The following is a 26,081-nucleotide window of genomic DNA, read 5'->3' as shown; positions in this document are numbered from 1 at the left end:
TTTCATCCAAGTTCTGCCAGAAGAATGAGATATCGACACCATCTTAAAACTGTTTTTATTTGTGCAATATTATTATCTAGCACACATCTTGGAAATTCGACTCCAGTATGGGCTCAACCAACGACGCCTACTCTTGAAGCGAAATCATCCCAACAGGGATTCTCTCTACTAGAGCAGGGTTTAGTAGATCAGGCAATTAGAGAGTTTCGAAGAACATTAAAACGCACGCCACAGTCTCTTGAGGCTAACTTAGGTTTAGCAATGTCCTATGAACGCGCTGGAAGAGATGCTGATGCCTTTCGCACCTACCAAAAAATCGTGGATATTAGCCCAAATAATGTAGATGCACTCAGAGCGATTGGGAAACTAGGAGGATATCGCCCAGAGTGGCAATCTCAGGGAATAGAGGCTCTCTCAACGCTACTACAGAATAGTCCTCAAGATCAAAGTGCGTTAACTCAACGGGCTTTGCTTTATACCTATCAAGGTCGGTTTAGTGAAGCTACAGAAGATTATGCCCGCGTACTACGCGGCAGTCCTTCTCCTGAAACAGTTTTAAGTGCCGCTGAAGCCTATACCTACAGCGGCAACTACAACCAAGGATTAGAGCTGTTCAGACACTATCAAAATAGTGGACGATCCATTCAAGGGAGTGCGACCATTGCCTATTCTCTTGCAGAAAGAGAAATTGGTAATCCAGACCGGTCAATCGAAATTTTAGAAAGTGCACTACGACAAAGCCGTGGTGAAAATAACATAACATTGCAACAGCGAGGTGCACTAGCAGCAAGTTATGCAGCTAATGGCCAATTTGAACAGGCCGAAACTGCTATCGCTCCTGTGATAGGTCGTCAAGATTCTCGACTAACATTAGCCCGAGCATACAATGAACTTTGGCGTTACAGTCAGAACCCGGCTTATGCTAATGAAGCCGCTGCCCACTATCAAGAAATATTAGCTCAACCCTCACAGTACGTAACTATCGGAGTGGCTAGAGAGGTTGCTTATGCCCTCAGTGGTTTACCTGGTCAGCAGTCTTTGGCCTTACAAGTCTATCGTCAACTTACTTCCCAGCAACCAGATGATATTGGGTTGAAATTTCAAAGGGGAGTTCTAGAGAAACAACTGGGTTTTGCATCGATTGCAGACCTACAAAATATTTTGCGAGGACTTCAGTCATCATCCGTTGATATGGGCACACAGAGAAATATCGCCCGAGGTTTAATCCGGTTAGATCCCCCTGAAGCTTCATTATTGCCGTTATACCAAGCCCTTATTGAGAGTGGTCTACAAGAACCTCTCTTGTATTATCGAATTGCCCAAGTCTATCTTGAGAACCAAAACTATCAAGCTGCTCGAGCTGCACTAGCCACCTATGCTGACAGCGCATTAGGGATCAATCGGCAAAGTAGTGGCCTGCTCTTATTAGCTGATATTGAACGCCGCGAAGGAGATTTCGCAGCCAGTAGCAATATTTATGATGCTATATTACGCAGTCGACCGACGGATCAGTCCATTACAGCAGCAGCTCTGACTGGATATGCTGAGATCCTTAGGGTTCAAGAGCGTAATGAAGAAGCTCTGGTCCTTTACGATCAGCTGCTTGCACAAAGCCCACAACCTACAACCTCTCAAATTTTACGACGGACTCGTTTAGCTCTCTTGGCAAAGAGAATATCAGAAGCTGAAGCTAAGGAGCTGCTAATGCGCTCGTTTCAAGGAAATTTTGCGGTAGAACGCTCCGACTTTTTTGCACAAGGTGATTTAGCTGTTGACTTAGAGCAATTTGAGTTAGCCGAAGAAGCGTATACCACCCTGCTAAGAGCGTATCCCAATGACACCAGTGGCCTCATGGCATTGGCAGGCTTGTATTATACACAACAGCGCTTAAATGAAGCATCCCAAATATATGAAGATATCTTGGCAGACGATCCTAACAATCAATCAGCTCAATCAGCGCTTGTAAGTTTAACTCAGGGATATCTATATCGACGAGGGTTTCAACCATTTTGGGAACGATATTAAATTAGCTTTTGTTCCGGTGCTATGAGTAACTACTACTCCACATTCAATACCTTGATCCAATCTAGCTTTCGGGCAACTGTTTCAATCGGAATAACAACTCTTTTTGGCTGTTCATTACAATCGACAGGCCCAAGTAGCGAGCTTGGACAACTTAATAACTCACAGTCACAGGTTTCTAATCTCAATAGCCAAAAAGATTCATCCCCATTTACTGCCCAAGGAATCACATCCCAGGATGTTATCACCCAAAGCTGGGAAACGTATCGCCAAAGATTTATTCAGACCGATGGCCGAGTAATCGATCGCGAAGATAAAGATCGTTCAACCTCTGAGGGACAGGCCTATGCCATGCTCAGAGCCGTGCTTGTGAATGATCCAGAAACATTCTCCCAAACGTTGCAATGGGCAGAAGAAAATCTTCGTCGTCACACAGCCGAGGGTATTCCACAAGATCATCTCTGGTCGTGGAGATGGGGACAATATGATGACGGGACATGGGGCACCATCGATAAAAACTTCGCGAGCGATGCCGATATTGATGCTATTACTGCACTGATTTTGGCTGGCCGTCGGTGGAATCGGCTCGACTATCTTGAATTAGCTCAGCTCAAATTAGCAGACCTTTGGGAGTATTCAACACTGGTGACTACCGCTGTTGATGACAAGTCTGGGTCAATGCGTTACTTGTTGCCTGGTCCTGTCGATGCATTTAAGCCTCAACCTAACCAGGTTTACCTTAATCCTAGCTACATGGCTCCCTATGCCTTTCGGCTATTTGCCCAAGTTGATCCTAGGCGAGACTGGATGTCTTTAGTGGAAAGTAGCTATGGGGTTTTAGAAGCATCCTCTGAACTGGCAGCTAGTCAACTGCCTGGTGATTGGGTGCTACTGAACATGCAAAGTGGACAGTTTGAATTGAGCGATGCAGCTATACTACCGTCGGTTTATAGTTTTGATGCCTATCGAGTCTGGTGGCGTGTCAGGCTTGATGCTCTCTGGTTTGATGAACCCAGGGCTAACGCCTATCTCCAAAGTCACTTAACGTTTCTAATAGAGCTTTGGCAGTCGCAGCGCTTTATTCCTGCTCGTATTGCTACATCGGGTACACCTACCGTGAGTTATGAATCAACAGCTCAATACGCGATGCTTTATTTTGGTCTCCAGGGCATTGAAGATAGTATCGCAGAACAAATTTTAGAAGAAAAGTTAGAGCCTAGCTATCAGAATGGTTTTTGGGATAACAACACAGCTTATTATGTTCAAAATTTAGGCTGGTTTGCCTTCTATCCGTTTGAAAGCTTGGATAAGCAATGGCTGACACAAGAAAATAATTTGTCGCAAGCCCCTGCGAGCCAACAAATCACCAGCGGTTCTCTCTAAGTTTCCATTATATGTTTATTTAATTCTGAGCAATATGTCTTTCCTTCAACCTTATAGTTCTCTTAAAAAAGCAACGCTAAAAAGGACTCTGTCCCTGCGACAACAATTATTTCGACGATTATTCCGATCTGGAGTAAGTTTATTTTGTCTACTAGGCCTTGGAATTACGTTACTACTGCCTATGGTAGCAAGTGCTCAGACACCAACAAACAGTTCTCAATCAACGGTAATAAAAACTTTTCCACTACCTAGTAGCAAAATTGAAGAGGAAAATGCAGGAGCAAGTGCTTCCAATGATGCAACAATCCAGGAAGCATCTAGCACAACCGCTGGTTCAACACTAAATGAAGATGGTGAGGGCCTAACCCCCACTTATGAATATCGCTTGCCATTTAATCGAGATGCCAGTGTTGGCAACCGTATTCGCCTAGAAGGCGTTTATTCTGACGCGAGTATGTACTTCAGCCGACCTAGAAACTGGGATTTGACTGATGTTAAGGTGCAGATTAAGCTGCGGCACTCACCTTCTTTAATACCTGAGAAATCAAATCTTGTAGTTCGCATGAATGACACAAGCATTGGCAGTGTTCCACTGGATCGCTCAGCAGCAGAAGTCGCTCAATTTTTGTTTGACATACCTGCAAATTTGATTCAAGACGAGAATTTTCTCAACATGGAAGTTGAGCACAATACGTCTGAAACCTGCACTAATCCCAACGATCCGGCTCTTTGGACAGAGATTTTGCCAGACTCAGAGTTCTTGTTTAAGTTTAAGACTAAGAACTTTATGGCTGATTTTAATCAGTACCCCTATCCGTTCTTTGATGATTTGAGCCTGGATGACACTAAACTGGCTTATCTACGCCCCAAAACCTACAGTGAAAAATGGTTGACAACCGCCGCACGTTATCAAGCATCAATCGGGCGTCTTGCCGAATACCGACCGTTGACCGCTAGATTGGTCAATTCAGCAGATGACCTAGACTGGAATGAGCGTCTGGTCGTTATCGGTACACCTGCTGAACAATCTATTTTGACTTCTCTGGACTTGCCTTTTAGTCTATCGGCAAATAAGCTCCTGGATGGAGATGGCAACCCACTCAAAGGAGAGGTCGGTATCTTAGCTCAAACAGCGGATCCTGATACAGGTAACCCTATTCTGGTAGCTACAGGTAACAGTGAGGAAGGCGTTCAGCTTGCTATACAATTCTTGGTTCAGTCCCAGGAACAAACAATTGGAGCAGGGCAAGCCTTACTAGTCGAGAGTTTAGCTGAGACTACCTCGCCTGATGAGCACAATTGGCCTGGTTATCTCCCCCAGGAGAAAGAGTTTGTACTCAGCGCTCTCCAGGACGAGCATGGCAACCTGTTTGAGGATACAACGGTTCGAGGGACAAATGCTCCACCGGTTCGAATTGACTTCCGGGCATTACCCGACAGCCAATTTAGCCGCGGTAGCAACCTTAAGCTTCACTACAGCCATACATCCCAGATTAATCCACGTACGTCTTCCATCGAGGTTATCCTGGACGATGTGACAATTGGTTCTAAGCCACTGTCTACAAAAAATCATAGTAATCAGACGTATCAGATTGATTTGCCCCCTCACCTGATGAAGCCTGATTCTGAGCTACGGGTGCAATTTACGATGAATCCTCAAGATTCAACCGTATGTGGCATGGCTGCTCAAAAACAGCTCTGGGGAACATTGCACAATGATACGAGCTTCCAACTCTCTCGTTATATCGTTGCTCAATTACCCGATTTAGAACTGTTTCGCGTCGGCTATCCATTCACGGCCCCGCAGGATCTCTCAAAAACTGCGATCGCACTTCCCGATAACCCTTCCCAAGCTGAGATAGAAACCTTGCTCGCCTTAAGTGGCCGACTAGGCAAACTATCAAAGGCCGAGAGCATTGAACTCAATGTTTATAAAAACAGCTCAATCCCTGGCGCAGACAGAAGTAAGTTTCACTGGGTTGGCATCGGTTTGCGGGAACAATTCCCATTTTCAGAAGCCTTTAATGCCAATGGATTCAGACTATTTGCCCAGTTCAGACGTCAGTGGAAAGACAACCAGATTCAGAGTATTCAAGACAATGAAGGCGTAATCAAAGCAGTCCTGTCACCCTGGAGTAATGAGCACATTCTTCTAGCCTTAAGTGCTCAGACAGAGGCTGGACTGAGAGAGGTACAAGATGCCCTGGATCTTGAACCTTTGTTCCTGGCACTCAATGGAGACACCACTCTAATTGGACGCAAGGTGCCAAATCCTTCTCCCTATGACCGGAAGGACTACAACATGCGTTTTCTAGACGAATCTGCTAAGCGACAAATTGTTGATGCAGGTGTGATTCAACGCAGTTCACTCTTTTTAGAGAATCACTGGTGGACATTACCCATTGGCATTATCATCATGGCCCTGCCACTCTACAGCATTTCACAGCTTTATCTCAATCGTCTCTCTGATCCTGAATAACCCTAATGTCTCCCGCTAAAACTAATTCTTATCAGCCTTCCCTCATTCAGGGGTTGCTACAGCTGCCCCATGTGTTTGAAAAAGTTCTCTCCCCTTTTGGTAAATGGCCACTGCTCGGACTGATTACGATGTGTCTGGTGGCATCCATACCACTGATCACGACTCCGCTTGAAGTTTGGCAACAAGGTATCGTCGCTATTTTTTTAACCCTATTGGGTTGGGCAATCGTATGGATTGAAAACCAGCGACCGCAAAAGCAAGCCAGTGAAGCATTACATCTTTTCATGGCTTGGATCAGCATTGTGGTGACGCTACGGTATCTGTACTACCGTGTTAACTACACCCTCAATCTGGACGGTTGGGTGAACGGGTTCTTTAGCCTACTGCTGTTTGTTGCTGAGCTGTATGCGATTGGTACTCTGATACTGTCTTATTTTCAGACATTAAGGATTCGCGATCGCACCCCCATCGATATCAGTACCATTCCACAACAACAGTGGCTAAAGGTTGATGTCTACATTCCCACCTATAACGAAGATGTCAACATTGTTCGTAAAACAGCTCTGGCTGCTCTGGCGCTAGATTATCCAAAAGATAAGAAGACCATCTATATTCTTGATGATGGTCGTAAGTATCCAGAACGGCGTAAACAGCTCTCTAGAATGTGTAAGGAACTGGGCTGTACTTTACTCACGCGTCCCAATAACAACCATGCCAAAGCAGGTAACATTAACACGGCTCTAAAACGTACCCATGGCGATTTGGTTCTCATTCTTGATTGCGACCATATTCCCGCCAAACCCCTTCTCAAAAATACAGTCGGCTTCTTTTCAGATCCCAAAGTAGCTTTAGTGCAAACACCTCACTGGTTTTATAATCCCGATCCATTTGAGCGCAATTTGCTGACTCGGGGTCGGGTACCCGTAGCCAATGAGTTGTTCTATAAGGTGATTCAAAAAGGGAACGATTTTTGGAACGCCGCTTTCTTTTGCGGGTCAGCTGCCGTTGTACGTAAAAAACCCCTATTGGAAGTGGGTGGCATCGCTGTTGAGACCGTTACCGAAGATTGCCATACCTCATTAAGGCTCCACTCCAAAAAATACAAATCAATCTATTACGACAAGATTATGGTGGCCGGGCTTGCCCCTGAAACCTTTGCTTCTTACGTAGGGCAACAGGTTCGCTGGGCAAGGGGCATGGCTCAAATCCTTCGTATTGAAAACCCATTATTTAACCCCAAACTCAAGTTATCATTTGCACAAAGACTGTGCTATTTTTCAGCAACAAGCCACTTCTTTTTTGGGTTCCCACGTCTTTTATATGCCCTTGCTCCTGTCCTCTATTTGCTGTTGGGGATTAACCTAATTCGCGGGATAGGTCTTGAAACTTTAGCCTACGCATTACCCCATATTGTATTGGCCATGTATGCCAACTACATCACCCAAAAGCAAGTACGTTTCTCTTTTTGGAACGAAATCTTTGAATATGCCCTAGCATTTCAAAACGGTATCGTTACCTTGATGGCTTTGATCAACCCAAAGCTTGGCAGTTTTAACGTAACAGATAAGGGTGTATCGGTAACTAAGCGAGTCTTTGACTGGAACTCTTCCCGCGCCACCTTAGTGATGGTAGCACTCCTGGTCACCTCTTTACTCGCTGTCCCCTTCTGGTTAGCGATCAATCCAAACGTTACTGAAGCCGTTCTCATTAATGCAGGATGGTGTGTTTTTAATCTCATCCTGTTAGTGGCCTCATTACTGGTTGCCTATGAACAACCACAAGTACGAGACGCGCATCGTCTGAATCGTGAACTAGATATTGCCATTCACAACCATGGCCAATACCAAGACTTAGTGGGTAAAACCATTAACATTAGTGAAACAGGTGCACTACTCTCCTTGAGCAATTGGCCAAACCTGCCCGATCGCCTAACCTTGCAGATTTGGGGAGATTCAGATTCGACCGTGTGTATTGACGCTAAGGTGCATCGAGTCAAGGTTGTCAAAGATAACGAAGTCACCGTGGCTGTGGAATTTGTTGACATGACCCAGGAACAGTGGGAAATGCTGATACTGGTTATCTATGCCGATGTCAATGAATGGTACTCCCAAAGCAGACCTCACCCCGATAATCTTTTAAAGTCGGTGCAGTTTGTATTTACCGCTCTTTCCAGAGCATTTAGAGAACCTAAAGCAGCCCAAGCCACCGTTGTTCAAAAACAGGTCAATATTCCTACCGAAGTCTACTGGGAAGGACATTTTTACCCAGCCATCATTACCGCAGCAAGTTCTCGCCATCTCAAACTAGAGATGCCAGATACAATTCTCCACGGTAGCGACTACATTCAGCAGAATCAGCCACCTGTTGGCTTATTAATCAGAAGCGGAAATAATAATCATGCCCCCATGAAGCTGCTAGCTCAGCTGATCTCAGTTGAAGCTTCTGCATCGGGTTCAGCCGCCTGGGAAGATGAGAAAGTGACTGTTGAACTGTCTTTTCCGACAACGCTTGATAAGGTGCAACGCAAGAAGATTGATTATCTATTGAAATCCTCCAGCGTTACACCAGAGATGTCGCCCAAATATAGCTAAAGCAACAGCATCATTCTTGTCAGCTCGACCCGTGTCTGTAGCCAACTAACACTGAATAACCCTCTCTCTAAGACAGGATTTTAACTGCCTTAGAGAGTTTTTTCAGGGCTTCATCCACATCAGCGGCGCTCACAATCAACGGTGGAACAAATCTAACGACATTAGGGCCAGCGGGCACCAGCAACAAGCCTTCATTCATGGCCGCTTTCACAATGTCCAAAGATGTCAGGGGTGCATCACCGTTTAGAACCAGACCATTGATCAACCCCCAGCCGCGAGCTTGTTCAAATAACTCAGGATAAGCATCCACCAACTTAAGCAGACCTTGTCGTAACTGCTGTCCCCTGGCGCTAGCATTCGCCATTAGGTTCTCTGACTCCAGGGTCTGACACACCGCCAGGGCTACACCACAGACAAAGGGATTTCCTCCATAGGTGCTAGCATGTTCGCCCGGTCCCAGCACATCACAGCTAGATTTGCACATCATTGCACCAATAGGCACACCGCCACCTAACCCTTTAGCTACGGTAATAACATCGGGCTCAATCCCCAGGTTCTCATATCCCCATACTTTTCCAGTACGGCCCACGCCCACCTGCACTTCATCCAAGATCAACAGGATTTTATGCTGGTCGCACAGTTGTCGTACCCGTTGGAAATATTCAACATTACCAGGATTGACACCACCTTCTCCTTGTAAGGCTTCAAGCAGAATGGCAGCCACACGAGGTCCGCTAGCATTAAGGGATGCGATCGCACTCTCCAACGCATCGCCATCATTAAACGGGACATAGTGGAACCCAGGCACAAGTGGTGAAAAGCTCTTCTGATACTTAGGCTGTCCAGTCGCCGTAATCGTGGCTAAGGTACGTCCATGAAAGCTAGCCTTGGCGGTAATAACCACGGGCTCATCAATGCCCAGCTCAGTGTGGCCATATTTACGGGCCAGCTTGATCGCCCCTTCATTGGCCTCAGCACCTGAGTTACAGAAAAATACTCGGTCAGCACAGGAATGTTCCGTCAGCCACTGGGCTAATGCGCCTTGTTCTGGAATGTAATAAAGATTCGATACATGGTGTAGTTTCTGGATCTGTTGGGTCACTGCCTCCACCATGATTGGATGGGCATGGCCTAATGTGCAGGTGGCAATGCCCGCCACAAAATCTAAATACTCATGATCTTGGTCATCCCATACACGACAGCCTGCACCTCGGGTCAATGCCAATGGAAACCGACCATAGGTGGTCATCACATGACTATCAAACACCTCTGGCCGAAAGCCTTTGCCAGCTTTTGTACCAGCACCAAGGACTTTGAGGGGATTCTTAACAAGCTGTTTTAGACTAACCACGGACTGACCTCTTCTGTAAGTTTTGAATTTTGAGTTTTGTAGAGCTTTGCTCTTCTCAGCTTGCTGAGTATTTTGAGTTGAGCTGTAAAATTCACAACCCAAAACTCAGAACTTAGAATTCAAAACTCTCCAATGTCTTAGGTGATTGTAAAAAATTGCAGCAGCTTTTACCGCTAAATCATTTGATAGATAGTATCAAACTGGACAATATTTTCGATTACCGTCCAGACCGTCGTAACTCTTGCAGTCTCGTCTGTAAACCATCCACATCCACCGTTTGTCCACCGTAACGCCAGCAAATGTAGCGATCAATTATCTGGCGAACTAAGCTGCCCTGGCGAAAATCTGAGCGCTGTTGTAATCCTGCTGCATATTCTAAGGGAGTTTGGCTGGCGCGTTTACCATAGCCCTGCTGAGCCAGAATCCACAACATTTGTTGATAAATTTGCTCCATGGGTGCTAGACGACTGAGTTTAAGCCGACGCTGCCACCGTCGCCAGCCTTGAACCATCAACCATCCCAAGAAACTTAACCCCGTGAAACCCACCAGATACCAGAGGGCGCTCAGTAAACCTCTGCCACTAAAACGTGATAAGAACCGTAGGACTGTGCCAATCACAAACATCAGCACCTGAAACCCACGTCGAATAAATTGGGCAACAGGAGCTGGTAAAACCCCCACTAATATGCGCCATAGCTGCCGCAGGACACTAAAGGGATTCGCACCACTATCATCAGGCGAAAAAAGCAGGCCATCAGGAATCGGATTGAAGTAAAACCAGCCGTGCTCAGGGAAATATACCTCAGTTAGAGCATAGGCATCGGTGTTGCGAACAATGTAAAACCCAGTGAAGGGGTTAAACTGGCCTGTGCCAAACCCGGTGGCCAACCGGGCTGGAATGCCAATAGACCGCAGCATTACCGTCAGCACTGTGGAAAATTGATCGCGGGTGCCCCCGGTGTACTTAAACAGAAAAGCACTGACCAGATCTTCATCTTCTTCGAAATAGGGCAGCTCCGTTTGCAGGGTGTAGTTATCCCGCAGAATCTGGGCTAAAAATGTCGCTTTTTCATAGGGAGTATTCAAAGGCTCCTCTGATGTGGCTAGCCAACGCTCGGTTTCTGTACGAATGCGATCGCGAATATCATCAGGCACCTGCAAATAGTGCTGCCGAATCGAGCCATTGTACTCCGTAGAGCTTTGATTGAGGCGCTGAATATCCCGTACCGGAACCCTGGAAACAATCGTATACGTCAGACCTTCAGGCAGCAACCCAGAGGGTCGCAGGGCTCCTTCAGGATCCATGGCTAGTTCATCAGCTGGAAAGTACACTGAATGGGGAGCATAGAGAACAGGCACCAAGTTCTGAAAATCCTGCACCATGGTGTAGGTCTGAACAACCTCTTCATTGCGGCCAATGGGCTGCGGAGTAATCGGTAAAAACCGATAGGACAGCGGAGAGCGTCTGAGTTCGGCTAACTCATCGCCACGAGATGCTTCCCAACCCTGGCCAGTGTAATTATCAAAGGCCATAACACGCCAAAAACCTGCCCGTTGCGATCTCACCCGCATCACCACCTGCGGTTCCAACTCACCCCTCAGGTTTTGATTAATCCGTCGGTTAAACCCATAGTAAAAATCAGGATTAATACGGCCCGGCCCATCCTCAGGGCTAACACCAGAGCCCTCTTGCTCCTCGTCTGCATTGCCAGTATTGTTATTGCCTCGCCTCACATAGCCTGGATTAAATATTTCCCTACTATCGACTTCGCCAGTTACATCAATGCTGCCACTCACTGGAAAGGTTTGAAGTTGATACCCTGGGAATCGCGGCATCGCGATAAAAATCAAAAGCCCCAACGTTACAACGACAGCAATAATGCTCCCGAACTGCCGCAAGGATATCCCCACGGACATCTGCCGCCAGTTTAATAGACCTAATCGAGAACGATAGTCTAAAACCAGCACCGGTAGCGACAGTAAAAGAAATAACAGCAAAAACGGACCAAATAGAAGCGTTTGACTGATCGTAGCGGCCACCCCCACCAAGATCAGACCAATCATCATTGAATAGCCCAAATCCTTACGTCGTGGCAAATCAAAGCTATGGAGCACCTGTAAATGGATCAACAATTCAGCCAGCACAATCCGAGTATCGCCAGGGATGCTCACCATCCGCCCTAAAAAAAACGCCAGGGCCAACAACATGCCCACGGCGATCAGAAACTTAGCAGCAATATTTCGACGGCGACGACTCCGCCAGCTCCAGTAAGCGCCCGCAGCACTGAGCGGAATCGCCAGCAGATTCCATACAGACGTATCCGTTACCCCCGAAGCAGCCACACTGAGACTACCGATCCCCACTGTCACCAAACATTGCACCAAAACCCGCAAAGCAATCGAGTCTTCAGGTACAGATGGCGGCAGGGCCGATAGCCGCTGCCGCCATGATGAACTCAAATCTTGAGATGAATTATTAGGGGTAGAAATCGGAGAAACCATACCAGGCAAAAACGCGCAAACACATCATCAGTCGGCGTATTCTTATCCTAGCGGGCTCAGCTTGCAGATGCCTCTAAAACCATGACTGAAAATCGCAAAGGACGCTGGCAATCATTATCCAAGGACACTTCCAAGGAGTAAGAACCACCAACGACCGGAGCTGTTTTTGCCAGTGTCAGCATACCTGCTTCAGGGCGAGATGACTGGCTATCTGCATCAGCTCCAATAAGTTGAATACTGCCACCCATAGGCATGGTTACATTGATAATCAAAACCGCACCTGTATAGTTCACATCCAAGTGAACCACACCCTGGGGAGTCACCCAATCACGGCTAGCTGTAGGATCTGTAGCCGACACAGTTAATGCCAGTGCGGACATAATTTCTATCGAGGCCAACATGGTCAAAGCGATTTGCTGCTCAGCAGTGGCTTGTTCATAGCCACCAGCCATGTTTTCAACCTCTTTCAAGGTGGCTTCTTTCAGGGTAGGGTCTCGATAAGCCGGCGTCAGCACAATATTGGCAATTGGCTCCAGGGCTTCCAAAGAATCTGGAAACATGGACTCGACAATTTTGATGAGCTTAATGCCTTCTTTTTGAGTAGACTGAGCCATATTCTGACAGCGGTCTAATAGCTGTTGCAAAACAGCCTCAGGCAACTTGCTCGATATGCTAAACCGCAGTGGGTTTTCAAGCCACAGTCGGCTAATAGATTGAGCATAGGCAGGCATGGGTATCTCAGTCGGATACTCACGCACTTCTGCTTCCCAAGGAAACAGTGGGGGCCGATTGGCAAATTCCGTTTGGAATCGGTGTTTTAAAAGTGTGTGGAAACGATCTTGCACAGTGGTTTTATCTCCGAAGTTAAACGACTGACCCGTTTCAAATAAAAAGTCAAATGATACAGCGTCAGATCCGACTTCAGATGCACAAACTGCTGATGGGTTGGATCCTGTCGATGGGGTAGGCTCACCCCCTGACATAGGGGACGCCGAGCGGTCAAAAGTTAAAAACTCTAGCAATAAGCGCTTCAAATTTTCTGACTCACTATTCATGGCTAAATACCCCTGATCCGGATGATAAAACCGAGAGTGTAAAAAATTTAGCTCGGTTGTCTACACAAAAAAAGTCGATCGTCAACTAACGGAGTCAACTAACTGATAGATTACGTAATTCCCAGGCTTGTTCAAGCAGTTTAGACCAATGTTTCCTAATTTGAGTCAAGCTCAAACCCAACGCTTGCGATATATCCGCATCAGAAAGCCCTTGCTGTTTGAGCTGTAGTAATTTTGTCTGGCTCTGGTCCATTTTTTCTTGTAGGTGATCCCACTGTTGAGGTGTTAATCCCAAATTTTTTTCTAACTCAATACCGAGCCATTCATGGACCAATTCCCAATGATGCGTCAGCGCAAACCGCAGCAAATGATACTTAAAGCGCTGCTGCAGGTAATCGCGCTCACGGGATGTGAGGCCTAGCAAATCTTCAATTTCACTGGCAGGCAGATCCATAAGCCGCAAACTAAAGTAGTCGGCACAATCCTCTTGCTTTTTATCTTTCAGGTAAACCATCAACTCGTCGACAACTCGCTCCCGCAGATTATCCTCTGGCTGGGTGTCAGACTGCAGCAAAATTTCTTCCCGTAGGCGCTGAACGGGTGCATTCTTCCAGCTTTGGTCATTGTCATTAGCAGCTTCAGTGGCCTGCTCAATATCGACCGCTGTTTCTGGGGGCTGCTGCTTGGAAAAGGTTTGGGCTCGCAAAATAATGAGCTGTTGACTCCGTCCTCGCCTCAAAGGGATACGACGCTTACCGTAGCGCTCAGTGAAGGCCATATATTCAGCTAGCTCCAGAGCCGTGCGGGGCTGAAAGTTTACCTCCATCTGATTTTCCCGACGAAAAGCATTGATTGCTTCGCTATAGAAATTTTGTAGAAAATCTTCAATTAGGGAAAGTCGCGCCTGATAGCTAGTTTGAGCGTAGGGAACTGATATATAGCGATAGATAATGGCACTGAGAGTACTATGCAGCTCGATGCGCCCCCGTTCAGAGCTAAGTTTGTAATAGCGAATGCACTGGTCAACTCGATGATTAGCGAGGTTAAATGCCCAACTTTTTACATCTCCAGAATTTTGAATACGTTGGCTTTCTGTACAAATACGAAGCGATTCACTACAGATGCGCTCGGCGACAGCCTGGCAACTTTTTTCGGAGGTTCTGGTCGCTTGCTTGAGCAACTTCAAAACTTCTGTATTAAGTGCTTCTACGAGCGTTGTAGACGTTTCCTCAAGCATTAGCAGCGTGGTCATTAGAGCTAGAGCGTCCCAGGCATTCCCTCACCTGAGCATAGACAGTATTCCGCACGTTCTAACAAAAGTCAGTAATTTTCACGAAACTATCAAAAAAGTCAGATGGATATCGAAAAACAAATTCAAACTTTGATTGATGAAGCTCCGGATCAGACAACTGGTCAGGCAATTTCGTTGGTAGCACCCCTGTTAAAGGAAATCGCGGGTCAACTGCCAAGACAACTATATTACGTCGTCCAGTCTTTAGGACAGGGCTGGGTCATGACGACACTGCGTGGTCGGCAAGATCCCAAAACAACGAAAACGGTCGTCTATGCATACCCATCCCTAGAAGCGGCAGCAGCCAGCGCAGCTGATAATCCTCAGATGATGGCACTGCCTCATCCCAGCACCCACCTACTGTTTCAGCTGTTATCGCTAAAGCAGCTAGACAGCATTATTTTTATGCAGGTAAAGGGAAAAGGTCAGGGCATTGAGGTGCCGCGAACCATGCTGGAGCAGGTGATGCGGGCACAATTGCAGCAACTGAAGGAAAAAGGGGAACCGCCAGCGGATATTGCGTAAGAGCAAGCTATAAATAAAAAAGTCCACAAGTAAATATGGACGAGACGTTCCATGGAACGCTTGTACATCCGAAATTTGGACGTTAATTGATTTTATTTTCTTAGGGAATTTTTAGTTTTTAGTTGGGTTTCTTCCTGCAAAGTCCTTCTCCCTGGTGGGAGGGATTTAGGGTGAGGGCTACTCACAAGCCTCCCGCGTCACCTTATGACGATAGTCAAACATGTCCTGCAAACGCTGTAGGACAAACCAGCCAATCAGGGGTTCACTGGCCCACTCTACCGGCAAGGTGAAGACAATATCGTCGGTTAACCGCGTTTGCTCACCTTCGGATTCAAACCGATGGCGATGGGTCCAGGCATCCAGTGGGCCGCTTTCTTGGATATCTGTAAATAACCGATTGGGTTCATATTCATCGGTGTGGCGGGCGATCCAGGTGATAGGAATAGGCCCTAGCCACAAACGAAACTCGCTGATGGCTCCAGGGCCAAGGCCACCTTCACGACGGACGGCTTCGACAGGTTGCCAGGGTGGTGTCAGAAGGGTAAGGATGTCAGGCCGTTCGTGAAAACGCCAAACGGTCGCAGTTGAGGCCGCAATCAGGCTGGTGTATTGAAAGGTAGTCATAACGTTAGGAGGCGTCCTTTTGGGGTACCTAAACTCATATATATGAAGATGAGAAAGAAATTATCTATGTCTTGAGGTGTTAAGACTTCTAAACTTTATGGGTAGTGTGATCGCAATCTTCCTGGGCATCACACCTATTATCTGTGGTCTTTGGCCCAAAATCCCACAGCCAAAACCATCACTCACATAAGCCCTCTTTTGAAGAATTGACGCTTCAGAGTGCACACCTTGTCACCCCAATAATAGTTCAAACGAACTATTATTGGATATAGGCGCGATAATTATTGCGCTATTGTCAGGTCAGCACTGAAATCGTATTCCCATATTTCGCAGGAGCTAGCCTTTAGGCAAGCCATAGGCAACGTGTGGGTAATCTAAGACGTCATTAGAGCAGGTGCATTACTGACATTTCCAATTCAAGAAGTTTTGCGGTCTTCTCACGTTTTCAACTATGACTGATTCACCCACGTTCAATGGAACTCAGCATACGGTACCCGGTTGGAACCTGACCGAACGGTTAGCAGGTTATGGCGGATATGAAGGGAAACACACCACTCGTTTTGCCAATAGAACAGTCCAAGAATTTCAGCACGATCAGTCCTTGGCAAATCCCCAAAATACAGCCTATGCTTTGCGTTGTGACTATGACGACGACGAATCACTAGTTGAGGTGTTGCAGCAACTCGTAAACAGACCTGAAGCTACTGATATTGAGGCCTTGGTCCTAGGCCTTTGGCAAGGGGATGGGGACGTATGCACGGAGGAATCATCAACAGCTAAGTTGGTCAGTACATTAGCGGAAATCAATGATCGTTTACCAAATCTGAAAGCTCTGTTTATTGGCGATATTACCTATGAGGAATGTGAAATTTCCTGGCTACAGCAAAGTGATATGTCTCCTCTTTTGCTGGCCTATCCTCAGTTAGAAATTTTGCAGGTGCGGGGTGGCACAGGACTGACGTTTACAACACCAGCTAAGCACGACTATCTGAAGGCCTTAATCCTTGAAACGGGTGGCCTCAGTCGCGATACAGTTTATCAAATTTATAATTGGAAGCTGCCTGCCCTGGAGCATTTGGAATTTTGGTTTGGCAGTGACAACTATGGTGGTGATTGCTGGGAACAAGATCTAGAACCTGTTTTGGATAATCTGTGTTTTTCCAATCTGGCTTACCTGGGACTGCGCAATAGCAAATTTACCAATGAACTTATAGAACGATTGGTAAAGTCTGCCCTGCTGCCAAGGTTACGGGTGTTAGATCTGTCTCTGGGGACGCTCTCAGATGCGGGAGCCACTGAGTTGTTGGCGAGCCCTGCTATTCGTGATTTAGAAATCTTAAATGTGTCGGAAAGTTATCTCTCGGATGCGCTAATCGAGCAGTTGACGACGTTAGGGATGCAGATCATTGCTGATGGACAGCGGCAAGAAGAGGAAGACGAAGACCCTGAATTTCGTCGATATTGTGTGGTGTCTGAATAGGAATTCCACTGGCTGTAGAGACGTTGTATGCAACGTCTCTACAGCTAAAAATGGAACCTAATTTATTTGATTCCTTCATAGATGACTAATAGTCAACTTGATATGATCAATTTTGTTCTCATCGCTAATCCTCAAAGCCGTAGAGTGGATCTCTTTCAACAGGCGCTTAGGGGGTGTGGTCTATCTATGGCTCAATTAGTCTCCTATGAGGAGCTGCTTGCTGAAAAAAATTCTCTAACTGATTGGGATGGATCTAACGCTTGGTTTCGGTTTGAGGCTCCGGAACGAAACTTTGTTGTTGATCGCGGTTTTGTTGCCACTGGCGCTGTAGTAGATGATTCGGGCGATCATCAGCGGATCAGCGCTACAGCTGCCTATCAATTGCCTGAAGATAAAGGCAGAATTCTCTACCCGCGCCAATGGTATTTGGGTTGGCGACATTGTCTTCAATCTTGGATGCAATCGTTGCAAGGGCAGGTGATGAATCATCCAGATAACATTGTCAGCATGTTTGATAAGATTCGGTGTCAGCGGATCTTAGAAAATGCCGATATTCCAATTCCATGCTCGTTGGTGCGCAAAGAGCCGATCCAGAACTATGATCAGCTTAAGGAACGGATGGCACAGCAGGGCTGTCGGCGTGTTTTTATTAAACTTGCCCATGGTTCATCGGCATCAGGTGTTGTTGCCTATGACTATCGTGGTGAGAACGAACGGGCGATCACAACTGTGGAGCGTACCATGGAGCAAGGTAAACTGCGATTTTATAATTCTCGCAAGGTTTATCAATATCGCAATCCCCAACACATTGCCGAGATTATTAACTTCCTTGCTAAAGAGACTATTCAAGTTGAAGCGTGGATGCCTAAGGCCAGGATAGATGGCAGAGAGTTTGACCTGCGGGTGGTGGTGATTGGGGGAGAGGCTAAACATGTGGTGGTGCGTGTGGGGAAAAGCCCCATGACCAATTTGCATTTGGGTAGCGATCGCAAATCCATCACCGATCTCCCCTCAGCCCTTACCGCTGATAACTGGGCCACCATGATGCACACCTGCGAACAGGCCGCTGCCTGCTTTCCCAAAAGCCTTTACTGTGGCATTGACCTACTCATTGCCCCCAATTTCAAGGACCATTATGTCTTAGAAGTTAATGCCTTTGGTGATTTACTCAGGGGCATCACCTGGCAAGGTCAAGACACCTACACCACAGAAATAAAAACCTTACTCCAGCAGCACCAAGGGTTACCCTATGTCCACGCATCATCTACCCACCAGACTGAACGTTAATCAGCTGGTCGGCACCCATGACATTCTGCTACTCACTTTCGACACCCTCCGCTACGATGTGGCCCAACGGTTATTTGAACAAGGCCGCTTACCCAACTTAGCCCAATTAATTCCCCAAGGCTGGGAGGCTCGGCACTCTCCCGGTAGCTTTACCTATGCCGCTCATCAAGCATTCTTTGCCGGATTTCTACCCACTCCCATCACACCGGGAAAGCACCCCCGCCCCTTTGCCTTAAATTTTGCAGGCAGTACCACCATCACCCCAGAAACTTGTGTACTAGATGCCCCTAGTCTGCCGGAAGGGTTAGCGGCCAAAGGTTATCGCACCATTTGTATCGGTGGGGTAGGCTTTTTTAATCAACTAAATCCCCTTAGCTGTGTACTCCCCAATCTGTTTCAGGAACGGTATTGATCACCGGAATTAGGAGTGACAAATCCGCAGTCTACAGAATGTCAGGTAAAGTTGGCTTGCGATCGCATTCAAGTCATTCCCAAACAACAACGTATTTTCCTGTTCATTAACCTATCAGCCCTGCATCAGCCCAACTATTTCTACTTACCCGGAGCCCAAGCAGACTCCATAGAAAGCCACGGCGCTGCATTAGAGTATGTTGATCAGGCCCTGGTTTCCCTCTGGCAAGGTCTGAGATGTCGCGCCCCCACCTATGCCATTCTCTGTTCAGACCATGGCACCACCTATGGTGAAGATGGTTACACTGGTCACCGTTGTGCCCATCCAGTTGTGTGGACAGTTCCCTATGCAGACGTAATCATAAAACCGTATCGTTAGTTTTCAATTCTTTCCTGGATTTCTCCTATGACAGTCCCTGTTCCCTTATTAACTCAATCACCCTATCAACATTATGTTTATTCCTATCCTCACAAGACCAGTTATCGACCTTTACCAGTAAAATCTGTTCACGATGTATGGTCTAAGGAAGACCAGAACTCACTGTTTTTGTATATTCACATTCCCTTTTGTGAGATGCGATGTGGCTTTTGTAATCTCTTCACCACGGTGACCCAGGATAATGATTTTATCAACAATTACATCAAGGCCGTTCAACGACAGGCCCATCGTGTTCAGGAGAGTATTGATAATCCAACATTTGCCCGGTTTGCCCTCGGCGGTGGCACCCCCACCCAACTCCCCACTAAAGCCCTGGCACAGATTTTAGAGATTGCAGCAACCACGATGGGAGCACCCCTGCAAACAATTCCCGTATCTGTTGAAGTCTCTCCTGACACCGCCACCCCAGAAAAATTAGATCTGTTGTTTGATTATGGCACCGATCGCATTAGCATCGGTGTGCAAAGCTTTATCGATAGCGAAGTGCTAGCCACCCAACGTCGTCAAACCGCTGAAGTCGTTAAAGATGTGCTGTGTCGTATTCGCGAAATTGAGTTTCCCACCTTGAATATCGACTTGATCTATGGATTGCCCGGACAAACCATAGACAGCTGGCTGCAGTCTATCCACACTGCGCTACAGTTTCAACCGGAAGAGTTATATCTGTATCCGTTGTATGTGCGACCCTTAACGGGATTAGGAATGACTAATCAGGCCTGGGATGATCATCGATTAGACTGTTATCGCGCTGGGCGAGATTTATTATTAGACCAGGGCTACGAACAGGTCTCAATGCGGATGTTTCGGAAAATTGATGTGAATTCACGTTCCGGTCCTGTTTACTGCTGTCAGGTCGATGGCATGATAGGCCTGGGCTGCGGAGCCCGATCCTACACTCAAGCACTTCATTATTCCTATGACTATGCTGTCAATGCCAAAGAAATCAAACATATCCTAGCTCGCTACATTGACAGCACTGATCAAGATTTTGACATCGTTAACTATGGCTTTGAGTTAAATCGAGAAGAACAACAGCGGCGATTTATTTTACTGTCTTTACTGTCTCCAGAGGGGTTAGATATGGGGGGGTATTGCGATCGCTTTCACACGGACGCATTAACCGATTTTCCAAAGCTACAGCATTTCCTAACTCTGAAACTTCTGCAACAACACCATCACCACCTGCACCTTACTGAACTAGGTCTAGAACGCTCAGATGCCATTGGCCCCAGCCTATTTTCAGACAATGTCAACACCCTAATGAACACCTATAAAATCAAATAATAACCATTCAATCAATCCAACATGGATCTCAGCATTCTTTATCGAGGCCCTCTAATCAGCTGTAATTACGGCTGTCATTACTGTCCCTTTGCCAAACGTCAACAAACGGCTACCGAACTCGATGTGGACCGCCAGGCCTTAAAACGATTTGTCCAATGGATTACAGAACACACTGAACACAACTTTGGCATCCTCTTTACTCCATGGGGCGAAGCATTAATTCATAAATGGTATCAAGAGAATCTCAGTCATCTATCCCACCTACCCAATGTACAAAAAGTCGCCATCCAAACCAATTTATCTTGCCATCTTGACTGGATAAGTCAGGCAGAGCCAAACACTCTAGCCCTCTGGGCCACCTTTCATCCAGAATGGTCCAATGAAAAACACTTTCTACAAAAGTGTCACACTCTTATGAACCAAAACATTCAATTTAGTGTTGGTGTCGTGGGTTTTCCACAATTCATCCCCGCCATTCGATCTCTTCGCAAAACGTTGCCTCCCAACGTCTATCTATGGATCAACGCCGTCAAAGCTGAGCTACCTCAACTTACCCCAGAAGACCGCGACTTTTTCCAAACCATTGATCCACTTTACGAATTAAACACCCACTATTACCCCAGTCTTGGTAAAGCATGCCGCACCGGGAAATCGGTCTTCTCTGTGGATGGAGAAGGAACTATGCGCCGATGCCATTTTATTAAAGCCCCCATCGGCAATATTTATCATCCCAACTTTGAAGAGGCCCTAAGGGAACGCGTTTGTACCAATGACACATGCCATTATCATATTGGTTACGTACACATGAACGATTTAGGTCTGGATCATGTGTTTGGCAATCGTATCCTGGAAAGGATTCCCCAACGATTTAAATAGCCGTAAAACCTTTACTAGCTAAAACCTTTCTTCATTCAGATAGAGTTTAGATTTTTCAGTGTTTTTTGGAAAACTCATGTATTCAATCTCATACTGTATCTAGGTTTCCAGATGCTGACTGATCGTTTTTGGGATTAACATGTTCAACATTCACCCTATGTGAGTTCAGTCCATGTTTCTCTAAATATCTCCATATCTCCTAAAACAAGAAATACCTCTGGGCCATGGGCAGCTCTTCAGCTGGCTCACAAGTGAGCAATTGCCCATCAGCTCGCACTTCATAGGTCTCAGGATCCACTTCCATCTTGGGCTGATAGTCATTTAGCTTCATGTCAGCCTTACTGAGATTACGACAGCCGCTCACTGCCACAGCCGTTGTCTGTAACCCAATTTGGCCAGCAATATCTGCCTCAGCAGCGACCTTAGAAATAAATGTTAGGGATGTGCTACCAATAGCACCGCCAAAGCTACCAAACATAGGTCGCATATGGATGGGCTGCGGTGTGGGAATACTGGCATTGGGGTCACCCATCTGCGCCCAGGCAATAGCCCCACCCTTAATCACAATCTCGGGTTTCACGCCAAAGAATGCGGGCTTCCACAGACAAATATCTGCCAGCTTGCCCGCTTCTAGAGAACCTACCTCATGGGCAATACCATGGGTAATCGCAGGATTGATCGTGTACTTAGCCACGTAGCGCCTAGCACGATGGTTATCGTTACGGTCAGAATCTTCTGCCAGGGACCCCCGCTGCACTTTCATCTTGTGAGCCGTCTGCCAGGTACGAATGATCACTTCACCTACACGCCCCATGGCCTGGGAGTCCGACGCAATCATGCTAAAGGCACCGAGGTCATGCAGAATATCCTCAGCCGCAATGGTCTCTCGGCGAATACGAGACTCGGCAAAGGCCACATCCTCAGGAATACTGGGGCTCAGATGATGACACACCATCAGCATATCTAGGTGTTCATCCAGCGTATTGCGCGTATAGGGGCGCGTGGGGTTTGTGGATGACGGCAGCACATTGGCTTCGCCACACACTTTAATAATGTCTGGTGCATGTCCGCCCCCCGCCCCTTCAGTGTGATAGGTGTGAATCACCCGATTCTTAAAGGCAGCAATGGTGTTCTCTACAAACCCAGCCTCGTTAAGGGTGTCAGTGTGGATCGCCACCTGCACATCAAAGTCATCGGCCACAGCCAGGCAAGTGTCAATGGCACCTGGTGTTGTGCCCCAGTCTTCATGGAGCTTCAGACCCATCGCACCAGCTTGTACTTGTTCCACCAAACCTTGAGGCTGAGCACTATTACCTTTACCCAGAAACCCCAGATTCATGGGAAATGCGTCCGCCGCTTGCAACATGCGATACATGTTCCAAGCTCCAGGGGTACAGGTAGTGGCATTTGTCCCGGTCGCTGGTCCAGTACCACCACCGATCATTGTGGTCACACCGCTGGCAATGGCCGTCTCTATCTGCTGGGGGCAAATAAAGTGAATATGGGAGTCGATGCCCCCAGCGGTAACAATCATGCCCTCACCAGCCACCGCTTCGGTAGAGGGGCCAATAATAATGTCTACATTGTCCTGAATATAAGGGTTTCCTGCCTTTCCAATCTTGGCAATGCGACCGTCTTTAATCCCAATATCGGCTTTAACAATTCCCCACCAGTCCAAAATCAGCGCGTTGGTGATTACCATGTCCACCGCGCCATCAGCCCGCGTAATTGGCGATTGGCCCATGCCATCGCGGATTACTTTACCACCACCAAATTTGACCTCATCGCCATAGGTGGTAAAGTCCTGTTCTACCTCGATCACCAGTGCCGTATCTGCTAAACGAACCCGATCTCCTACGGTGGGGCCATAGGTTTCAGCATAGGCGCGGCGATCCATGCGGTAGCTCATCGGAGTCTCCTGGAGTTAAAGGAAAAAAACAAAGCCACTGGATAGCTTACGCTAGCTACGGAGCTCCGACGAGTATATGACGAACATTTTTAACCTTCTACCCCGCACATTCGTCCCGGCTCGGCAACAGTAACACTTCCCCATCGTTGTTTTGCCACTGTAGCCAGCCTTCTTGCTCACTAGCACCCGCTAGGGGCTCACAGCCATTAGCGGGGCGAGTAACACGGACACGAATCCAGTTGTCTTTGACTTCCAAGGGTTCGATCAGGCTGCTAGGACTAACCAGGCTCAGGACGTTGCGACCTCGTTCGGGTTGCGATCGCAACACTTGAGCATCATTTCTATTTCTCAAAGCTACGATATCAGCTTCAGCCAATCGTTCTGCCCAGGAATAAAACGAGAGTTCCATGCCGCGATCATCCAATTGTTCACGGTGAATCCACGCACTGCCACCATTGGTATATTGCAGTTGCAACCAGCCATCTTCACGGGCTTCTAGCACAGGAAATGCAAGCAGTAGCGGGTCTACACTAACCATCGTAAAGCTGGCATCACGACCAATGGCAAACGCCTGTTGCCCATTGGGAATCAGCCAACCTTGCCAAATCCAGCCCCAATGATCGCCACCGGGCTCGCTGTAAAGCGGCAATTCCACCTCCGACAACCAATCCGCCTGCACACCGGCACGACGACGTGGGGATAGGTAGCCTACACCGAGAGGCAAGTCTGTCTCTGCAAGGTCTACAATCCCTTCTAAGTTAGGCGTAATGGCCGCTGGTAACCCTACAGCTTCATCAGATGTTTGCCCCAATACTGGCACATTACCCAAGAGCAATGCCCCTTGTAGGCAAGCAATTGCAGCAAAATGGTGTAGTCGTAACATAGTCAACGTCAGTTAATCTCAGAACACATTTAACAGGTGTGGTCGCCCGGTTGGACCAGATACCGCCAGAGACAGAACACATCGGCATTCACATCACATCCAAACTAATCGTTCCCTCTACGAAGCAATGACAGCTCTGGATGTGGACAAATTTGCAGCTCTATCCAGGAGACATTTTCCTGATTCAAGGAGTTAATCCCCATATCAGACATAATCAACGTTTTGTTGTGTTGTCACTGAACAAAGTGCTGATTTTTTAGCAGTCCTACACGCTACCTTCTATCCGTTGGTTAAATCCATAGACTCTACGCTCTCCTGCCAACGCAACCAATGTTACAGAGCGCTCATCCCCCGGTTCAAACCTGACCGCTGTCCCCGCCGGAATATCTAGACGCATTCCCTTGGTCTGATCTCGATCAAATTGCAACGCATTATTCACTTCATAGAAATGAAAATGCGAACCAACTTGAATGGGGCGATCCCCGCTGTTAGCCACAGTTAACGTGACAGTTGGGCGACCGGCATTAAGTTCAATGTCACCTGCTGCGGGCAACAGTTCCCCAGGAACAACGGTAGAACTACCAGACATTATCGTAATCCTCCAAGCTGACTAATTAAATCTTGCTGCATTTGATCAAGTTGCTTTTTCACCGTTTCTAGAGCAGCTTCCAGCTCTCGATCCAGGGCTCCAGGCTTTTTACTTAAGTCGGTTAATCCCATATAGTGGGCAACTTTCATGGCTAGTTCTATCGGTACCTTAAAGTCTGGCAATACGCCACTACCCTCCCAATTTCTACCCGTTATTGGGCTAAGCACCTGCCCTGTGGGCAAGAACATCCAAAAATGGTCATGTAACCGCTGACCAGCTCCTGGATTAGCTTTTCCAGCCGTTGTTTCGCCAATTAACGTAATCCGATCAAGCTGTTTCAGTGTATAAGCAAATTCCTCAGCTGCTGTCGCCGTTTCTGGCCCAGTCAAAACATAGACAGATCGGTCCAGGTAACGCGGACCCCCTACATAGGCCGATGTCCAACTTTGTTGAGTGTGTTGTTCCGAAGGCCAATGCACATCGCTCAGGTGAACGGCTGGATAAGCGGGTAAAAGGTAGCTACACAGCAGTGCTACCATTCCCGGCGAACCACCCCGGTTATAACGTAGGTCAATGATTAAGCCGTCTGTATTCGCCACAAAGGCCATAGCCGCCGCTAAGGTTTCCCCAGCAAATTCGGGTGGTTCAAACCCATAGAGCTGCAAAAATCCTAAATTGCCTGACAGTCGTTCCACCTGATTGATATCAAAGTTACGACGCTGGCTTTGTTGCTTCTGATAGGCCAGCTCTTCAGCCGTCGGTGGTGTATCAGCATTTAAGTCTGGCAGCGGTGCAGGACTAAAATACACCTGAATACTCTGATCCTCAGTCAGGGTTTGCAGCTGATTGGTTAGGGTTTCTGCAAACTGATGTCCGCTAACAATGTCACTGTAGCCGCCATCGCTCAGCCGTTGTCGAATATCTGCCTGAGCTTTTGCCGCCGCTTCTGGAAACGCATAGCGGTCTAAGGCCTCAGCAATCGCCTCCAACACATGGGTACGACTTTCCTGATCCAGGTCTATATCCTGAAAACCACCACCAGAACTTATAAAACCATCAGAACCATCGGACTCAACCATAAAAACGCCTAAACAATCGA

18 protein-coding genes and 1 pseudogene are annotated in these 26,081 nt (G+C 47.2%); 10 read left to right on the top strand and 9 right to left on the bottom strand.

Annotation, left to right across the window (positions count from 1 at the left end; translation table 11 throughout):
* The first annotated feature begins 24 nt into the window (after nucleotides 1-24).
* The 4 genes from SPB21_RS30030 (at nucleotide 25) to bcsA (ending at nucleotide 8,475) form a co-directional block, all read left to right on the top strand.
* Complete coding sequence (locus tag SPB21_RS30030; RefSeq protein WP_499868594.1) at nucleotides 25-2,025, top strand: tetratricopeptide repeat protein; 2,001 nt, start codon at nucleotides 25-27, stop codon at nucleotides 2,023-2,025.
* A 21-nt stretch (nucleotides 2,026-2,046) separates the two neighbouring features.
* Nucleotides 2,047-3,405: a family 8 glycosyl hydrolase gene (locus tag SPB21_RS30025; RefSeq protein ID WP_163703094.1), complete on the top strand. Its 1,359-nt coding sequence runs from the start codon at nucleotides 2,047-2,049 to the stop codon at nucleotides 3,403-3,405.
* 181 nt (nucleotides 3,406-3,586) lie between these two features.
* Nucleotides 3,587-5,884: a cellulose biosynthesis cyclic di-GMP-binding regulatory protein BcsB gene (locus SPB21_RS30020; protein WP_163703093.1), complete on the top strand. Its 2,298-nt coding sequence runs from the start codon at nucleotides 3,587-3,589 to the stop codon at nucleotides 5,882-5,884.
* A 5-nt stretch (nucleotides 5,885-5,889) separates the two neighbouring features.
* Nucleotides 5,890-8,475 carry a UDP-forming cellulose synthase catalytic subunit gene (gene bcsA, locus SPB21_RS30015; RefSeq protein ID WP_499868592.1) on the top strand — a complete coding sequence of 862 codons (2,586 nt, stop codon included), beginning with the start codon at nucleotides 5,890-5,892 and terminating at the stop codon, nucleotides 8,473-8,475.
* A 67-nt stretch (nucleotides 8,476-8,542) separates the two neighbouring features.
* Here the strand turns inward: bcsA and SPB21_RS30010 are convergent, their stop codons facing one another.
* From SPB21_RS30010 to hetZ, 4 genes are all read right to left on the bottom strand, one after another.
* Entirely contained in the window at nucleotides 8,543-9,826 is a 1,284-nt protein-coding gene (locus tag SPB21_RS30010) for an aspartate aminotransferase family protein (protein WP_499868590.1), read from the bottom strand.
* A gap of 217 nt (nucleotides 9,827-10,043) precedes the next feature.
* The gene (locus SPB21_RS30005; protein WP_499868588.1) at nucleotides 10,044-12,329 is read right to left on the bottom strand and encodes a transglutaminase TgpA family protein; all 2,286 of its coding nucleotides are present in this window, start codon (nucleotides 12,327-12,329) and stop codon (nucleotides 10,044-10,046) included.
* 56 nt (nucleotides 12,330-12,385) lie between these two features.
* Nucleotides 12,386-13,384 carry a hypothetical protein gene (locus tag SPB21_RS30000; protein ID WP_163663956.1) on the bottom strand — a complete coding sequence of 333 codons (999 nt, stop codon included), beginning with the start codon at nucleotides 13,382-13,384 and terminating at the stop codon, nucleotides 12,386-12,388.
* Nucleotides 13,385-13,478: 94 nt separating this feature from the next.
* Nucleotides 13,479-14,636: a heterocyst differentiation protein HetZ gene (gene hetZ / locus SPB21_RS29995; RefSeq protein ID WP_499868586.1), complete on the bottom strand. Its 1,158-nt coding sequence runs from the start codon at nucleotides 14,634-14,636 to the stop codon at nucleotides 13,479-13,481.
* A gap of 102 nt (nucleotides 14,637-14,738) precedes the next feature.
* On the opposite strand from hetZ, the gene SPB21_RS29990 reads away from it, so the two are divergent.
* Complete coding sequence (locus SPB21_RS29990; RefSeq protein ID WP_006517892.1) at nucleotides 14,739-15,200, top strand: hypothetical protein; 462 nt, start codon at nucleotides 14,739-14,741, stop codon at nucleotides 15,198-15,200.
* Nucleotides 15,201-15,377: 177 nt separating this feature from the next.
* Here SPB21_RS29990 and SPB21_RS29985 read toward each other — a convergent pair whose 3' ends face one another.
* On the bottom strand, nucleotides 15,378-15,824 hold the full coding sequence (locus SPB21_RS29985) for an SRPBCC family protein (RefSeq protein WP_163663954.1): 447 nt from the start codon (nucleotides 15,822-15,824) through the stop codon (nucleotides 15,378-15,380).
* A gap of 451 nt (nucleotides 15,825-16,275) precedes the next feature.
* On the opposite strand from SPB21_RS29985, the gene SPB21_RS29980 reads away from it, so the two are divergent.
* The 5 genes and pseudogenes from SPB21_RS29980 to SPB21_RS29960 all read left to right on the top strand — a co-directional run bounded on the left by SPB21_RS29980 (nucleotide 16,276) and on the right by SPB21_RS29960 (nucleotide 21,601).
* Nucleotides 16,276-17,304, top strand: a complete 1,029-nt coding sequence (locus SPB21_RS29980; protein WP_163703089.1) for an STM4015 family protein — start codon at nucleotides 16,276-16,278, stop codon at nucleotides 17,302-17,304.
* Nucleotides 17,305-17,385: 81 nt separating this feature from the next.
* Nucleotides 17,386-18,591: an STM4014 family protein gene (locus SPB21_RS29975; RefSeq protein ID WP_499868583.1), complete on the top strand. Its 1,206-nt coding sequence runs from the start codon at nucleotides 17,386-17,388 to the stop codon at nucleotides 18,589-18,591.
* Nucleotides 18,554-19,381 (top strand): annotated as a pseudogene (locus SPB21_RS29970) (STM4013/SEN3800 family hydrolase). Before SPB21_RS29975 ends, SPB21_RS29970 begins: the two are co-directional and overlap by 38 nt.
* Before the next feature lie 27 nt (nucleotides 19,382-19,408).
* The gene (locus SPB21_RS29965; protein ID WP_499868581.1) at nucleotides 19,409-20,725 is read left to right on the top strand and encodes an STM4012 family radical SAM protein; all 1,317 of its coding nucleotides are present in this window, start codon (nucleotides 19,409-19,411) and stop codon (nucleotides 20,723-20,725) included.
* Nucleotides 20,726-20,746: 21 nt separating this feature from the next.
* Nucleotides 20,747-21,601, top strand: a complete 855-nt coding sequence (locus SPB21_RS29960) for an STM4011 family radical SAM protein (protein ID WP_499868579.1) — start codon at nucleotides 20,747-20,749, stop codon at nucleotides 21,599-21,601.
* A 199-nt stretch (nucleotides 21,602-21,800) separates the two neighbouring features.
* Here the strand turns inward: SPB21_RS29960 and ureC are convergent, their stop codons facing one another.
* From ureC to SPB21_RS29940, 4 genes are all read right to left on the bottom strand, one after another.
* Nucleotides 21,801-23,510 carry an urease subunit alpha gene (gene ureC, locus SPB21_RS29955; protein WP_499868577.1) on the bottom strand — a complete coding sequence of 570 codons (1,710 nt, stop codon included), beginning with the start codon at nucleotides 23,508-23,510 and terminating at the stop codon, nucleotides 21,801-21,803.
* A gap of 97 nt (nucleotides 23,511-23,607) precedes the next feature.
* The gene (locus tag SPB21_RS29950) at nucleotides 23,608-24,393 is read right to left on the bottom strand and encodes an SH3 domain-containing protein (protein WP_499868576.1); all 786 of its coding nucleotides are present in this window, start codon (nucleotides 24,391-24,393) and stop codon (nucleotides 23,608-23,610) included.
* Between the two features lie 265 nt (nucleotides 24,394-24,658).
* Entirely contained in the window at nucleotides 24,659-24,982 is a 324-nt protein-coding gene (locus SPB21_RS29945) for an urease subunit beta (RefSeq protein WP_163663939.1), read from the bottom strand.
* Nucleotides 24,982-26,061 carry a S41 family peptidase gene (locus tag SPB21_RS29940; RefSeq protein WP_499868574.1) on the bottom strand — a complete coding sequence of 360 codons (1,080 nt, stop codon included), beginning with the start codon at nucleotides 26,059-26,061 and terminating at the stop codon, nucleotides 24,982-24,984. The genes SPB21_RS29945 and SPB21_RS29940 overlap by 1 nt, the downstream gene beginning before the upstream one ends.
* Nucleotides 26,062-26,081 lie beyond the last annotated feature (20 nt).

Origin of the sequence: Leptothoe sp. ISB3NOV94-8A (genome assembly GCF_043421595.1) — a bacterium.
Taxonomy (GTDB): domain Bacteria; phylum Cyanobacteriota; class Cyanobacteriia; order Phormidesmidales; family Phormidesmidaceae; genus Leptothoe; species Leptothoe turfae.
The sequence above is the reverse complement of the archived record's forward strand: the minus strand, read 5'-3'. Positions and strand labels throughout refer to the sequence as shown.